The sequence below is a fragment of the Desulfobacter sp. genome (assembly GCA_028768525.1).
Lineage (GTDB): Bacteria > Desulfobacterota > Desulfobacteria > Desulfobacterales > Desulfobacteraceae > Desulfobacter.
Map to the genome: position 1 here is coordinate 5406666 of CP054837.1, position 15047 is coordinate 5421712.

13 protein-coding genes are annotated in these 15047 nt (G+C 51.8%); 8 read left to right on the top strand and 5 right to left on the bottom strand.

Translation table 11 applies throughout. The features are described from left to right. Positions 1–101: 101 nt before the first annotated feature. Both HUN04_23750 and HUN04_23755 read right to left on the bottom strand, forming a co-directional pair. On the bottom strand, positions 102–1043 hold the full coding sequence (locus HUN04_23750; GenBank protein WDP92572.1) for a CoA ester lyase: 942 nt from the start codon (positions 1041–1043) through the stop codon (positions 102–104). Between the two features lie 74 nt (positions 1044–1117). Continuing rightward, positions 1118–2014: a LysR family transcriptional regulator gene (locus tag HUN04_23755; protein WDP92573.1), complete on the bottom strand. Its 897-nt coding sequence runs from the start codon at positions 2012–2014 to the stop codon at positions 1118–1120. Between the two features lie 134 nt (positions 2015–2148). Here HUN04_23755 and HUN04_23760 point away from each other — a divergent pair, with 134 nt between their 5' ends. Together HUN04_23760 and HUN04_23765 are read left to right on the top strand one after the other, a co-directional pair. Next, positions 2149–2340, top strand: coding sequence for a hypothetical protein (locus tag HUN04_23760; GenBank protein WDP92574.1), 192 nt, complete (start codon positions 2149–2151; stop codon positions 2338–2340). 76 nt (positions 2341–2416) lie between these two features. Next, on the top strand, positions 2417–3697 hold the full coding sequence (locus HUN04_23765) for an MFS transporter (GenBank protein WDP93388.1): 1281 nt from the start codon (positions 2417–2419) through the stop codon (positions 3695–3697). Between the two features lie 3 nt (positions 3698–3700). Here the strand turns inward: HUN04_23765 and HUN04_23770 are convergent, their stop codons facing one another. After that, complete coding sequence (locus HUN04_23770) at positions 3701–4027, bottom strand: antibiotic biosynthesis monooxygenase (protein WDP92575.1); 327 nt, start codon at positions 4025–4027, stop codon at positions 3701–3703. Positions 4028–4353: 326 nt separating this feature from the next. Between HUN04_23770 and HUN04_23775 the strand changes: the two genes are divergently transcribed. Beyond that, a complete protein-coding gene (locus HUN04_23775) occupies positions 4354–4818 on the top strand; it encodes a universal stress protein (protein ID WDP92576.1) in 465 nt (154 codons plus the stop codon). A gap of 42 nt (positions 4819–4860) precedes the next feature. Next, positions 4861–5415: a GAF domain-containing protein gene (locus HUN04_23780; protein ID WDP92577.1), complete on the top strand. Its 555-nt coding sequence runs from the start codon at positions 4861–4863 to the stop codon at positions 5413–5415. Between the two features lie 6 nt (positions 5416–5421). Here HUN04_23780 and HUN04_23785 read toward each other — a convergent pair whose 3' ends face one another. Beyond that, on the bottom strand, positions 5422–6432 hold the full coding sequence (locus HUN04_23785) for a tetratricopeptide repeat protein (GenBank protein ID WDP92578.1): 1011 nt from the start codon (positions 6430–6432) through the stop codon (positions 5422–5424). 8 nt (positions 6433–6440) lie between these two features. After that, the gene (locus HUN04_23790) at positions 6441–8441 is read right to left on the bottom strand and encodes a class I adenylate cyclase (GenBank protein ID WDP92579.1); all 2001 of its coding nucleotides are present in this window, start codon (positions 8439–8441) and stop codon (positions 6441–6443) included. Positions 8442–8596: 155 nt separating this feature from the next. Between HUN04_23790 and HUN04_23795 the strand changes: the two genes are divergently transcribed. The 4 genes from HUN04_23795 (at position 8597) to HUN04_23810 (ending at position 15039) form a co-directional block, all read left to right on the top strand. Then, positions 8597–10189 carry an HDOD domain-containing protein gene (locus HUN04_23795; protein ID WDP92580.1) on the top strand — a complete coding sequence of 531 codons (1593 nt, stop codon included), beginning with the start codon at positions 8597–8599 and terminating at the stop codon, positions 10187–10189. 130 nt (positions 10190–10319) lie between these two features. Next, entirely contained in the window at positions 10320–12221 is a 1902-nt protein-coding gene (locus tag HUN04_23800) for a GGDEF domain-containing protein (protein WDP92581.1), read from the top strand. Positions 12222–12404: 183 nt separating this feature from the next. Next, a complete protein-coding gene (locus tag HUN04_23805; GenBank protein WDP93389.1) occupies positions 12405–14057 on the top strand; it encodes an FMN-binding glutamate synthase family protein in 1653 nt (550 codons plus the stop codon). A gap of 394 nt (positions 14058–14451) precedes the next feature. Then, positions 14452–15039, top strand: a complete 588-nt coding sequence (locus HUN04_23810; protein ID WDP92582.1) for a hypothetical protein — start codon at positions 14452–14454, stop codon at positions 15037–15039. Positions 15040–15047: the final 8 nt, after the last annotated feature.

Genomic DNA, 15047 nt, shown 5'->3' on the forward strand with positions numbered 1-15047 from the left:
CATCAGGCCCGCCCCATTCCTCGGGATGAACGTTTTTTTTAAATGCCTTTGGCCAGGATATCCCCCATTGTTTTTCCCCGGCAGCCCCGGTCCGCAACGGGTTAATCTGCCAGTCCCAATGCGCCTGCCCTGGCCATGAGTTCCCTGGCCAGGCGGACGGTGGCCCGGTCCACCATTTTTCCCTGCACGGCAACGGCTCCCCGCCCCGGTCCGGCCTGTTCTGCCGCCTCAAGAATGATCCGGGCCCGATGGATTTCCTCGGGAAGCGGAGAGAAAATTTCATTGATGACAGGGATCTGGTCCGGGTGAATGGCCCATTTCCCGTCGCAGCCCAGCGCCCGGGCCCGGCGGGCAGAGGCCTTCAGCCCCTGTAGATCTTTGAAATTGCCAAAGGGCGCGTCCACGGCGGCCAGCCCGGACGCTTTGGCCGCCATGACCATACGGCTCAAGGGAAAATGCCAGCGGTGTCCCGGGTAGATTTCCGCTTCATTTTCACCGTGGCCCGATACGGAAGCCAGGCCGGCGCCCACTGAAGCGGTGTAGTCTGCTACACCGAAGGAGAGGGCCTGGAGTCGCCTTGATGCCCGGGCGATATTCCTTATTTCTTCCATCCCCCGGGCGGTTTCGATGGCTGCTTCCATGGCAATTTCCCTGTCCAGACCTTTTTCCAGTTCAATGCCTGTGAGCAGCCGGTCCAGAAAATGGATGTCCCCTGCTGAATTCACCTTGGGCAGCACCAGGTAATCAATGTTTTTTCCTGCTGCGTCTGCTGTTTCCATTACGTCCCTGACGCAAAAAGGCGTATCACAGCTGTTGACTCTAACGGCGAGGGTCTTGTTGCACCAGTCAAGCGTATTCAGGGATTTCGCTACGGCCTGCCGGGCCTTTGCCTTTTCTGCAGCCGGAACGGAATCTTCCAGGTCCAGCATGACAACATCCGCTTTTGATAATCTCGCCTTTTCATGCATGGACGGCCTGTGGCCGGGAACGGAAAGGATGGATCTGGCGGGTGCTGAATCGGGGGTGCCTATTGAATTTTTCATTTTAACTCCCTGTGTCCTATATTTGTTGGAGAAACGTTCAGGGCCATTCCAGGTCATCCAGGGGCCTGATGCCTTTAGGGCGCGTTCATAAATAAGGCCTTGTCAGCCGCCACCTGGGCAACAAGAAAATCCATTGCCGTCCTGACCCTGGCCAGCTGCCTTGAATCCGGATTCACCTGGAGCCAGTAGGATCGTTCAATGCAGATTTCCGACAGCACCGGGATCAGATCGTCACGGTCCGCTGACATGAAAAAAGGAATCACCCCGATGCCGGCACCGGATGCAACGGCAGCCAGCTGGGCCATTACCGTTGAACTGCGGAATGCCACATTCAGGCCTGGAAGGATTTCGTCCATAAAGTTCAATTCATTGTCAAAAAGCAGGTCATCAATATAGCCCACAAAGGTGTGGTGCTTAAGGTCCTGTTTGCACCTTGCCGGTGGAGCGGATTCAAGGTAGGCCCTTGAGGCGAACAGTCCCAGGCGGTACCGGGCCAGCCGGCGTACGACCACATTTCCCCTGAGGGGTTTGCGTACGGTGATCAGGATATCGATTTCCCGCTTGGAAAGGCTGTAATAGGCCGGAATGGGCACCAGTTCGACCGCCAGGCTGCTGTGCCTGGACTGGAGCTTGCCCAGGCGGGCGGCCAGGTAACAATTGCCCAGGCCGTCCGGGGCGCCGATGCGGATGGCACCTGAGATCAGGTTGTTGCAGCCGGCAACCGATTCTTCAAGGTTCATGGTGGTGTTTTCCAGCTGTTCGGCAAAGGGGAGCAGCTTTTCCCCTGCCGGGGTGAGGTGTGAGCCTTTCTCCGTGCGCAGAAACAGCCGGGTTTCCAGGGTCGCTTCCAGGGCGGTGATCCGTCGTGAGACCGTGGTGTGGGTCACATTCAGTTCCGCCGCCGCCCCGTTCAGGGATTTTTTTCTGTGCAATGCCAGAAAGTACCGCAAATCGTCCCAGTTTAACCCCATGGGCTGCCTCCTGTCTGGTGATGTGCAATAATGCACATCAGATTAATGATTTTGCCAATTTACTGAAGAATATTATATGGGCTAAACTCTGTCCATAGGAATAATTCCAACCCAGGACCATAAGGAGGTATTCCATGACCTATTCACCAAAAACAAATTTTGAACCGGCCGCCAACGGGCAGATGGAAGAATTGATTGAACGGGGGCGAATTCTCCACTCCCGGGCCGTTGCAGGGGCCCTGCTCAAAGTGGTTGACGGCATTAAATCAAAGATGCGAAGACCGGAGAACTGCACTATAGGTACAACTGCCTTAAAAAAGGCATGACAAGATCATATATTTTTGAAAAGGGGGACCGATGGAATCAAAAGCTGCTGGAACGGCCGGGGCAGGTCAGGGGGCAATGGGGTTTGAGATTACGAAATGGATGATTTTCGCCATACTGATCCTGACCTATATCCTGGTCTATTTCCACCGTATGGCCCCCGGGGTGGTCTCTGAATTCTTAATGGCAAGTTTTAAGGTTTCAGGGGCCGGTCTGGGAACCCTCTCCGCCATTTATTTTTTTGTTTATGCGGTCATGCAAATCCCATCTGGCATCATCGCCGATACCCTGGGGACCCGGACGTCCATTGTTTACGGCAATATCATTGCCGGCGCCGGTTCCATTCTTTTCGGCGTTGCCGGTTCCTTTGAAATGGCCTGTGCCGGCCGTTTTCTGGTGGGGCTGGGGGTGTCGGTGGTATTTGTCTCCATCATGAAAAACAATTCCGTCTGGTTCCATGAACGGGTATTCGGACTCATGAGCGGCGTGACCCTGCTTTTCGGCAACCTGGGCTCGGTGCTGGCCGCCGGCCCCCTGGCTCAGATCCTGACGGTGTTTGAGTGGCGTAGGGTGTTCATCGGCATCGGATGCGCCTCCCTGGTCCTCGCCCTGCTGGGGCGGGTGGTGGTGAGAAACCGTCCCCAAGACCTGGGATTCAGTCCGCCCAACGCCTATGGCGGGCACAGCGCTGACCGTCCCCTTTCCCGGAACTGGCTGACAAATTTCAACACCGTTGTCCGTGTACCGGCCATCTGGCCCGGATTCTGGGTACAATTGGGCATGGTGGGGGCGCTTTATTCCTTTATGGGGCTGTGGGGCGTGCCTTATCTTCGGGATGTCCACGGCCTGAACCGGGAATATGCTGCCGATCACATGACGGTGATGCTTCTGAGTTTTGCCGCAGGGTCCCTGTTTTTCGGCTGGTTTTCAGATCGGCTGGGCCGTCGCCGCCCCCTGGTCATCGCCGGTACAGCCCTGTATACCCTTTCCTGGCTGGTTTTCATGTATGGCGCGTGGCGGCCCGGAATCCACAGCTTTGTCCTCTTCGGCGTCCTGGGATTTGCCGGGGCCTCCTTTGTGCTCACCTTTGCCGCCGCCAAGGAAATCATCCATCCGGACCTCTCGGGTATGGCTGTGAGTGTGGTGAACACCGGATGTTTTGTGGGCACGGCCCTGATGCAGCCCCTCTTCGGTTTCATTGCGGATCTGACCTGGGACGGGGCCATTGAAAACGGAATCCGCATCTATGGGGCGGCAGATTACCACAACGGTTTTACAGCCATGCTGGTTTTTACCCTTATCGCCCTTGGGGCGTCCTTCGCCATAAAAGAGACCCGGTGCCGGAATATTTACGGTTAGCTGTCAGGGACTCACATCAAACTTGGGGGTGATGCCGCCCACCACAGGCTCGTAGTACCGGTAGCCTGTCCGCTCACCCAGAAGCTCGTCCACCTGTTGCTGAATGACCTTGCGGTCTTCATTATGCATCCAACGGTTCCAGTCCTCCAGGGTGTCCCAGGTGCTGATGACCATGTACTCCCCTTCGCAGTCCAGACAACTGAAAGTCTGGCCGGTGATGAAGCCGGGCTGTACCATTGCCTTGGACCTGAGTTGTACAATGAGGGGCGCAAGCTTCTCTGCGGTTTCCTCGTTTTTTACCATTCGTCTGATTACGATTGAAACTGCCATCTTGCCTCCTTTTGTTTTATTGGTAAAAATTAAAAGAATGGCCGGCAGAACATGCGGGGGAGCTTGAGATAAAATAACCAGATGATGTGCAGTGTCAGAAATAATGCTTAAATTCAGTCTACCAAGGTCTGGAATTTATTGCAATTTGTTTGTTAAATCCCCTTGGGTCTGGTATAAAATAAGCATGTAGTTCCTCACAGAAATACTGAATTTCTATCCCCCAATGTGCTTTTGCCCTGAACGTTTCCGCCAGCGGCATTCCCGTCGTCCACGCATCCGCACGGTTTTCCCCGCGACCAACCTTATTTTTATGAAAGGAGGTCAGGATGTCAGTTAAGATTTTAATCCCCTATAATTTTACCCCAAACGATAGCAGGGCCGTTGATTTTGTGGGTGAGCGGTATTCGGAACGGCAGGGGGTGGAGGTGACCCTTTTTCACGCATACACCCCGGTACCGGAGATGGATATCAAAGACACCCCTGTGATGAAAAAAGTGATTCACAATACCGCTGTGCTCCAGCTTAAGCAGGACGAGCGCAAAAAAGCCCTGGAAGAAGTCCGGGAGCAGCTCATGGCCCACGGGATTGCAGGCCACCATGTGAACTGTATTTTTAAGCCGGTGCGAAAGGATGTGGCTGCGGATATCATCGGGCTCTGGAAGGAGGGAAAGTATGATGTGGTGGTACTCAACCGGAATCCCGGCAATATCGTGAATTTCTTCAGCCGCAGTATTTCAAAACAGATCGTCCGCCATATTGAGGGCGGCATCGGCGTTCACATTGTCAACTAGCATTTTCATCCAAGTTTATTTAAAGAATATGGAGGATTAACAATGACAGCATCAGAAAATAAACTGGAACTGGAGCATTTTAAAATGATCGTGGATGCCGTGTTTGACCAGAATAACCCCACGCTTATGGCATCCCGGATGACCCAGATGATGGTATCGGTCATGGGGGTAAAAGGGGTCACTATTTTTGCGGTAAATCCAAGGAAACAGGCCCTGGAGGTCCTTGCCACAGAGGGGCTGAGTATAGAGTATGTCAACAAGGGGCCGATTCTGACGGACCAGAGCATCAGGCTTGCGCCCAATCTTAAATCCGTGATCATTGAGGATACCCTGGACAGCGACCAGCTCCAATACCCGGAAAAGGCGGAACAAGAAGGGATACGCGCCATAGTTTCCCTGCCGGTGAATTTAAGGGGGAAAATCATCGGGGCCCTGAGGGTCTACCATTCAGAGCCCTGGAAGGTCAGCGGGGGAGACCTGATCTACCTGAACCTGCTGACCCGGTATATCGGCATGGCCCTGCGGTATTTCAGGATGGCCGCGGTAGTCCAGTGCACCAAGGATACCTTTGACGATATCCACCCCGTATGGCTGTGATGATCGTCAGATCAGTCCCAGGTCGATGGCCTTGATCACCTGTTTGGCCTCGTCAAAACCGTGGTCCTTGTCCAGGGCCGCCTGGAAATAGGCCTTGGCCTTGGTCGTATTCTTGGTGTCCAGGTAGAGCCGGCCGATATTGTAATAGATATACGGCTCGTCCGGATGAACCTTGAGTGCCTTTTTATACTGCTGCATGGCCTCTTTCATATTGCCTTTTTTCCGATGGAGGACCCCCAGGGTATTGAAGACATTCAGGGAATTTGAACCGGATTCCAGCAGTTCGGTCAACAGTTCTTCGGCCTCTCCCAGTTTATCCGTGTCCATATAGATTTCTGCGGCAGTCTGGGCATATTCTTCCGCTTTCTGGGCATCTCCCATGGCCCGGTAGGTCTTTGCCATGGCTTCATAGGCCTTGACAAAAAGCCGGTCCAGCTGGGTGGCCTTGGAAAAGGCCTCAATGGCCTCGGGGTGTTTGTTCTGGGCGGTTTTGATGTAGCCGATATTGTAGTAGTATTCCGGGTTTTCCTTTTTGCTGACCAGGGCTTGAAAGAGTTTGAGGGCCTTTTTGTATTCTTTTTTCTCAATGAGCGCCATGCCTTGTTCAACGGTCTGTTCGCTTTTCTGGATCACCGGATCCTTCACCTTGCCCATGGCCATGGTCAGTTTGTTTTTCATGACCTTGGGGTCGTAAGGGATAACCAGCAGGCCGCTGACACCTGCCTGCCCCGCTTTGATTACCTTGATTTTGGTGAAAGCCTCATCCGTGAGAAAGAAGGGGATATCCCCCAGCCGCTCTTCTTTCCTCAGGATTTTCAGCAGGGCCAGTCCGGACATTTCATCCATTTCATAGGCGGCAATAACGCAGGCTATGTCCGTCTCTTTGAGCAGTTCCCATGCGTTTTCTCCGCCCTGGGCGGTAATAATGCTGGTGTAGCCTATTTTTTTTAAAATTTTCAGGAGATTGATCTGGTCTTTGGTATTCTCTGTACTCACAAGGATTGACGGGGTGGCCATATATTTTCCTATAATTTGTCCAGCAGGGGACGTTTCCTAACGGGGGTGTCGGGGCGGTTGGTGAGGAATCTGGCAGCCAGCAACTGCTTGATTTCGTATACAGCATCCGGATCACGCCGTTCCGACAACTGGTAAAAAAACAGCCGGACGGCCTCCCCCTTGTATTGGTTGATTTTATCCGCAATGGTTTTATATCTATGGGTCAACTTGTCCGTGGTGTCAAGTCTCAATTGGTCCTCGAACATTTCCCCCCAGGAATTTACCGCTAATAGTTCAATCCTGGATATTCCCCCGTCTGTGTCCCCGGCCGTCAGGAGAACCATAATTTTTGTCCACCGGGCCGGGTGCTCAAATCCGTCGTCTGACAGGGGCTTTACGGGCTGCAGGGCCAGGTAGAGGGCATCTGCAGATACCGAATCATCACGGCTTTCAAAGAGCTTTCGTTTTACATCCACCTTAATATGGGCTTTGTTCCTGTGGTAGAGGCGGTTTTCGATCATCCACCCCACAAGGCCCAGCAGGGTTCTGGACCGGTACAGGGTGATTTCCCGGGCGCCCCCTGCAAGGTACCCGCTCAGGGCCCATTCCCCGGGTGGCTGCTCCCTGAAAAGGAAGAATTCAAAGGCCTGCCGGGTCAGATAGTTGGAACTGGCCGGGATCTTGTTCTGGCTGGTGTTCAGCCGTTCCAGTACCTTATGGGTGAGAATCTTCAGGTTTCTTTCCAATATGGGGTCAGGACTGTCATCTGTTGGTGGTGTTTCTTGATCGGCCTGGCGGTACATCTGGGCCAGGCGTTTGATAAAGGTGGTATCCAGCAGCCTCTTTTCTTCTTCCGCCCAGTCGGGGTAGGAGACCAGCTTGCGGACCTGGGCCGGGGTTAGGTTCCAGGTCCTGATATACCGGTCCAGCAGCTGCTTTTTGGGTGAACCCGGCTCCGGGATTTTTACATTGGGGTATTCGCAGAGCCGGAAGAAAATGGCGTTTTTAATCAGGCTCAGGCCTTCCGGGTCGTGGGCCTCATGGAAGGATAGGACCCTGTCGAATACAATTTTATAGGGATCCCCTTCGTAATCATCAATCCCTGCGTCTGAAAATCCCTGTTTAAGCTCATCGCAGAGCAGCATGGTATCGGTCTCTTTCCCGGCACTGTGGGAGAGTATCATGGTGGCCTTGATCAGGGCCTTGACCGGATCCTCCCTTGACTTGCAGATGTGCCAGCTAAGGCCCTGGAGAATTTCCTTTTGCTCCGGGATTTCAACCTTGCCCAGATCTATGAAATCCTTTAACAGCGGGGAAAGCTCCCTGCTTTGGGAGAGGCGGTCCACCAGGCGGGTATAGGCGCCTTTGGGCATGTTGCCGGGCAGGATGGTCCACAGGGGGATTTTCCCGGCAATCATCAAGAATGTCCGGTAAAATTCCTCTTTGAGAAAAAGTTTCGGGGCAATCATGGTTTCGGGGGTATCAAATCCGGCATAGCAGTCCCTGCTGATGTCGGCCTGGTCCATGATGAAAAAGGTAACTTCCTGGTCGAATTCCTCCCTTGAATATTTCACGATGTGGTTGAGCTTTTTTTCCAGATTGTAATACCGTTTTTCGGTAAACCGGGTTTTGTCGATGATGACCCAGTAGTCAAAGTCGGACTGGGGCGACTGGGTAAAGGTGCCCAGGGAACCGATATGGTATAATCCCAGGATGCCGGGATCCTGGCTGGCACTTTCCCGGGGAAGGGCAGCGGCCGGCATCTGCCCCTGCTTGAGCCCTTCTTTGCAGAACCCTGAGTTTTCAAAGTTGTATATACCGCAGGCCTCGGGTTTTCCCGGCACAAATCCCGGATATTTGGGCTGATTGACGTGGATGAGAAAGGGAATCTGGATAAAGAGTTTCAGTTTGGGGCCGGAGAGGTAGCGCAGGGCTTCGCGCATCCGCACCACATTATAGTTGGAAAAGGCGGATTTCATTTTTTCCAATTTGGCCGCCAATGTATTTTCAGGGGGTGTTTCCTGGTCCATGGTTTGTTCCGGTTTTTCGGCTGATCCTAAAACATTTGAAAATATGTCGCAAAACGTCTAATATATGGGTCATATTATACGAATTAAATTTTATTATTTTCAAGTATGTTTTAACAAAACATGCTTTGAGCAGACAGCGTTAATTGGGAGAATTGATGGGCGACACGGACTCCTCGCACGCCGGGATGGATTTGGATACCATCTGTATTGATGAGCTGATGACCAAAAAAGGCGGGCTGACGGCCAAAAAAGAACCTGCCCCGGAAGAAGCCGGGGAGGTTATTCGTGCGGATCCCGATGACTGCAAGGTTTTCCTAAACGATATCTATAAAAAAATGAAGGGAAGGGATGCCTTTCTAACCTTTTCCAGCCAGATCAACAACGTTAATCAGATCTTGACCATGACCTATTCCTCCGCCGGGGATATTGCCAAGGTCATCCTCAAGGATATGGCGCTGACCGCCCAGGTGCTGAAACTGGTGAATTCCTCATTTTACAGGCAGTTTTCCAAAAAAGGCATTGCAACCATATCCGAGGCCATGATTATCCTGGGTACCGATGAGGTCCGCCAGGTGGCGGCCGGTCTCAAGGTCTTTGAAATGATGAAGGATCTGGCCAATTCGGAGATCCTCAAGGAAAAAACCCTCAAAGGCCTCCAGCGGAGTATCGTTGCCCGGCAGATTGCATGGGAGCGGGGGAACAGGACCTCGGATGCCCTCCAGATTTCCGCAATGGTCTATGAACTGGGGGAATACCTGGTGGCGCTGCTTGATCCGGACCTGTATATCCGTGTGGCGCTTGCCGTTGAAGAAAACCGCATTTCAAAGGATGAGGCGGCAAAGGGAATATGCGGGCTGACCTATTCGGACCTGGGCCGGGTGATGGCCTTAAAACTGAACCTGCCAAAGGATGTGGTTGATGCCATGCGCCCGGTAAAACAGGTGCCCGGCAAGGCCACAAAGCTTAGCCAGAAGGAGGAGACCCGGTATCTTTGCGCCTATATCCACGAATTGTGCAATATTTCCCAGGAAGAGGACGGGTCGGACTCCATCGAAGAGGCTGGCGCCCTGACGGATAAATACCGTTTCGCCGTCGGCATTGATATGAGAACGGCGCTGGGCCTGGTCCGCATGTCCAGGGAGAAGGTCACCCGCCATGCCGAGTTGCTGGGTATTGATCCTGTGGTGAAAAAGAAAACCGTGGATATGAGTGCCGGGGTGAAAAACAAGGAGGCGCTTGACATCGGTATCGATCAGGTGGAGCAGGCATTAAGGGAAAATTTAAGCATCCATGAAATTTTTACCCGCCTCATTGAAACCATGGATAAATGTTTTTATTTTAACCAGGTGGTGATCAGTATAAAGAAAAAGGTTAACAATACCATGGAACCGCGGTTCCTCCGGGGCGAAAAAAGGCCCCGTTCCTTTAAGGAAGCCCTGGGATTCAAAATAGACCGGACTCCGGATATCTTTAACAACGCCATCGGCCGCCGCACAGATCTTGTGATCAGGGATATTGTCAGGGAAGCCTATAAGCAGCAGATCCCCGACTGGTACGTCAAAGGCATCGCCACACCCCTCCAGATCAAAGGGTTTGCTGTGTTCCCCGTATTTGTGGATAATAAAATTGTGTCCATGGTATATGTGGACTGGAATGACAAGGCGCCGGCCCTGACCCCGAATATCATCGATTACATCCGCATGTTCCGGAAACAGATGATAAAAACCTTTACCATGCATTCCAACTAACACAGCCGGCCGACTTCCCTCCATTCTTAAAAACGCATTTTTTTAGAAAAATGTTTTTTTATTAATACAATTCTCATCTTATTCATCTATTCTCCTGACGGTTTTTGAATAAAGATAAGGAATTTCAACAATGATATGGAAGACAGACACGCCGGTCCTGGGGGACCGGGACTGGGCGCTCAGGCTGGAAAAAATAGATTATGCATTTCAACCCATCGTGAATATCCACACCGGCAACACCTTTGGATTTGAGGCGCTGCTCAGGTGCCATGAGGCGGCGGGTTTTACTTCCATCGATCAATTGTTCGACACCGCCTATGATGACGGACTGCTCCATCAGGTGGACCTGGTGCTCAGACGCAATGCCCTTGAGAAATTCGCCGGATTCCGGGATAGGAATCCGGCCAAACTGTTTTTCAACCTGGATAACCGGCTCTTTGATTCCCTGGATTATTCCCCGGGCAATACCATGGATATGCTGGGCCCCATGGGATACTCCCAGAATGATATCTGCTTTGAAATTTCAGAAAAGCACAGATTCCAAGATAACAGCGGGGTGGCCAAGATACTTGAAACCTATCACGGCCAGGGGTTTAAAATCGCCGTGGACGATTGCGGCACCGGTTTTGCCGGGCTCCAGCTCCTCTATTATACGGAACCCGACTACATCAAGGTCGATCGCTTTTTTATACAAAATATGGAAAACGATCCCAAGAAGCGGCTGGTGGTTTCCACCATTGTTAATTTCGCCCATTTCATGGGCAGCCTTGTCATCGCCGAAGGGGTGGAAACCCGGGAGGAATATTTTCAGTGCCGGGCCATCGGGTGCGACATGGTCCAGGGGTATTTCATCCAGGCCCCCACCCTGAATCTGGATGAAATGCTGCCCCGGTATCCTGAAATACGGACCCTTTCCAGATCCGAACGAAGAAACAGCCGGTTCAAGGACAGTTCGCTCATTGCCGGTGAAATCAGGCATATCCCCCCTGTGAGCAGCGACTGCGATATGATTTCCATTGTGGACCGGTTCAGAAAGGAAGAATCCGCCACCTTTTTCCCGGTGGTCAATGAATACCAGGAGCCGGTGGGCGTGATCAGGGAGTCGGCATTTAAAGAGTTTATCTTTTCAAAATTCGGCAGGCAACTGCTGGAAAATCCAAGCTTCGGCAAAGATCTGGGGCGTTTTATTACCAAGATTCCCATTGCCGACATCCATTCTTCAGTGGAAAAGCTCATTGAAACCTACACCCGGTACAACAACAATGAGGGGGTGATCATGGTGGATGACATGAAATATGTGGGCCTGCTCTCCACCAATGCCCTGCTTAAACTCATCAATGATAAAAATCTGACCATGGCCCGGAACCAGAACCCTTTAAGCAAGCTGCCCGGCAACACAATGATCCACGAGTATTTCAGCGAAAGCCTGGCCGACATGGACCATACCTTTCATCTGGCTTATTTTGACTTTGACAATTTCAAGCCCTATAACGACCAATACGGGTTCCGTAACGGAGACAGGCTTATCCTCATGTTTTCCGACCTGCTCAAGGAGGCCGGAGTGTCGGAGAATCGGTTTGTGGGCCATGTGGGGGGAGACGATTTTTTCATGGGCATAAAGGGCGGCTCCCGGGAACAGGTGGAAACTGAAATGCGCCAACTGGCCGTGACCTTCAAGAAAAATGCTGAAAGTTTTTATGATAAAGCGTCCATGGAAAATGGATATATCACGGCCAAGGACAGGGAGGGGGTGATTCGGCGGATCCCTTTGATCACCGTGAGCGTCGCCATCCTTGAACTGCCCTGCCGGTCGGAACGCTCCTGTTCCATTGAAGATGCAGGCAATCTCATCGCCACCCTTAAAAAGGAGGCAAAACAATCGGAAAACGGCATTGCATATGCTTCGATTATGGATTTTTTATGCATCGATATGCAGGCCGCTGCAGGCGGTGCATCAGGTTCTCTTTTTGATGCTGCGGGTTGCAGACGGCCGGTTGAAAGTCTGGCTGACAGTATTATCTCCGGCCTGTAAGCGGGTGCTTTGCGCCATGTGTTCTGCATAATAATGTGTTGACAATAAATTTCTTTCCATATTAATGTCCATAAGTTTTACCTGTCCGAAAATTCATCTTGTTCCGGGTTCGGTCCCGGAACCTGTTGGTTATAGCGTCATCTTTTAACGCGTCATCTTGAAAGGAGAGGTAGTCCAATGGAAATGAGATTTTCTAAAGCGAATGATGCCCTGGGAACCAAAAATCGCGGCAATGCATGCGAATCCAGCCTCTGTACCCTGTGCCGGGCTGACTGCAAGGGAAAATGCGAAACCTGGCTGTCCAGCATGGTGGGCAGGAAACTGCTGTACCCCAGGAGTTTTGGCCTGGTCACGGCCGGAGCAAACAACACCACCCATCTCGGGGTTTCCTATAACTCCCTGAGAATACAGGGGTATGCCTACGGGGCCCGGGGCATGGGTGAGGACCTGACCAACAGCCCGGATGATTGTATCTTTCCCAATGTCAGCCTTGAAACCGCCTTTGGTAAAAAACGGAAGACCAAGGTGCGCATGCCATTGATGACAGGGGCTTTGGGCTCCACATTCATTGCCGAAAAATACTGGGACGCCTTTGCCATCGGCGGAGCCCTTGTGGGCATTCCCGTCGTTATCGGCGAAAATGTGGTCGGGGTCGACAGGAATTCCAAAATCGGCTCCGGCGAAATCAAACAGAATAAAATAGAAAGCGCCCCCGAACTCGACCGCCGGATAGAAACCTATCTGAGATACTGGGACGGATACGGGGCCATTATTGTCCAGCTCAACGTGGAGGACACCAGAAACGGGGTTGCCGAATACGTGGTGGACAAATACGGGGATAAATGCATCATTGAATTGAAATGGGGGCAGGGCGCCAAGAATATCGGCGGCGAGATCCAGGTCAGAAACCTGGATTATGCCATATTCCTCAAGGAGAGGGGATATGTGGTGGATCCGGATCCTTCACTGCCGGAGGTACAGGAAGGGTTTGAGCAGGGGGCCATCAAGTCCTTTGCCCGGCACAGCCGCCTGGGTTCCACCCATTTGTCAACGGTTTCCCAGGTCCAGGAAGACTTCATGAATTCCGTTGAGTACCTGCGGAGCCTGGGCTTTGAGCGGATCACCCTCAAGACCGGTTCCTACGGCATGGAAGAACTGGCCATGGCCATCAAGTTTGCCACGGATGCCGAACTGGACCTGCTTACCATTGACGGTTCCGGCGGCGGTACCGGCATGAGCCCCTGGAACATGATGCAAAGCTGGGGCGTTCCCTCCATTAACCTCCACGCCAAGGCCCATGAATATGCCGGCATCCTGTCGGCCAAGGGGAAACATGTGGTGGACATGTCCTTTGCCGGCGGCTTTGCCCTGGAAGATCATATCTTCAAGGCATTGGCCCTGGGCGCACCCTACACCAAGCTGGTCTGCATGGGCCGGGCCATCATGATTCCCGGATTTCTGGGGGCCAATATTGAAGGGGCCATTTATCCCGAACGCCGGGCTGAAGTCAACGGAAACTGGAACGAACTGCCCAAGACCGTGCTTGAGGTGGGAAAGACCGCCGACGAGATTTTTGCCGGCTACCACGACCTGGCCGACAAACTGGGCAAGGAGGAAATGAAGCATATCCCCTACGGCGCCATAGGGTTCTATACCCAGGCCGACAAGCTGGGCTGCGGTCTTCAGCAACTCATGGCCGGGGCCAGGAAATTTTCCCTTGACCAGATCACCCGCCACGAGATTTTTTCCGGCAACAGGGAAACCGCCCGGGAAACCGGTATCCCCCATGTTACAGATGTGAATGATGAAAGTGCTAGGAAGATTTTGAACAATTAATTCACTGAAACCGATGAAATCAAGCCCCTGGTGATTTCTTCCCAGGGGCTTGATTTTGGGTCCATTCATAATTATCCCCCAATCTTCCCTGTTGAAATATGGGAATTATAAGAATTAAATAGGGATTAAATATACTTAATGGTATTTTTATTCTCAAATTATTACTTTTTATTCCTATATTTGCTTCAATTTGTTTTGATCAATCTTTTACTATAAAGATCGCGATCGTTGTAATAGAGGCGATACAGCAGTTCGATAATTCTTTTTTATTGTGGCATGCTGCTTGCTATATACATGGGCAGGTTTATTGAGTGGATACGCGGATGCATGTGATACTTTCCATGATTGAAAGCGTCCTTCATAAATACAATTACAGGGATTGGAGGATTACCCGATGCTGAGATACTTTAAGACGTTACTATTAACTGGGTTATTACTGGCAGGCATCTTACTGGCCGGTACAGCCACTGCCGCGCCTGTCATCAATTTTTCCGGTGAGTTCAGGTATGACTATAATAATAGTCTGAACCTTGGGGTGCTTTCCATGGAAGGATTTGCAGGGACAATAGAGGGGATTGACGAATCATTATTGAAAACCGGTGATCCGGTCTCCTTTTCCCTCATATGGAAACAGACTTTGTTTACCGATATGCTGTTAAATGACGGCAGCGGCGACGCGCTGCTCTCTGGAGGTGCAGGCGGGTTGAGCGATAGCCCATCGGAAGAATTGTTTGTGGACTTCAATATTTTTGGGCCCCTGTCAATTAATGGAGGGGAACTGGCCGGTTTGTTTCCATCCGGGGCAACATTCTCAGGATTTTTGGTTCTCTCGAACGGATATGTGTATTCGGGGATGGACCAGTCCTATTCGGGGGTTATAAACGCAAGGATTGCAGCAACACCAATACCGGGGGCATTTTTGATTCTGGGATCCGGGCTCATTGCCCTTGTCGGCTTTAAAAGAAGGCAGCAATTGTTTTAAGGGAAGGG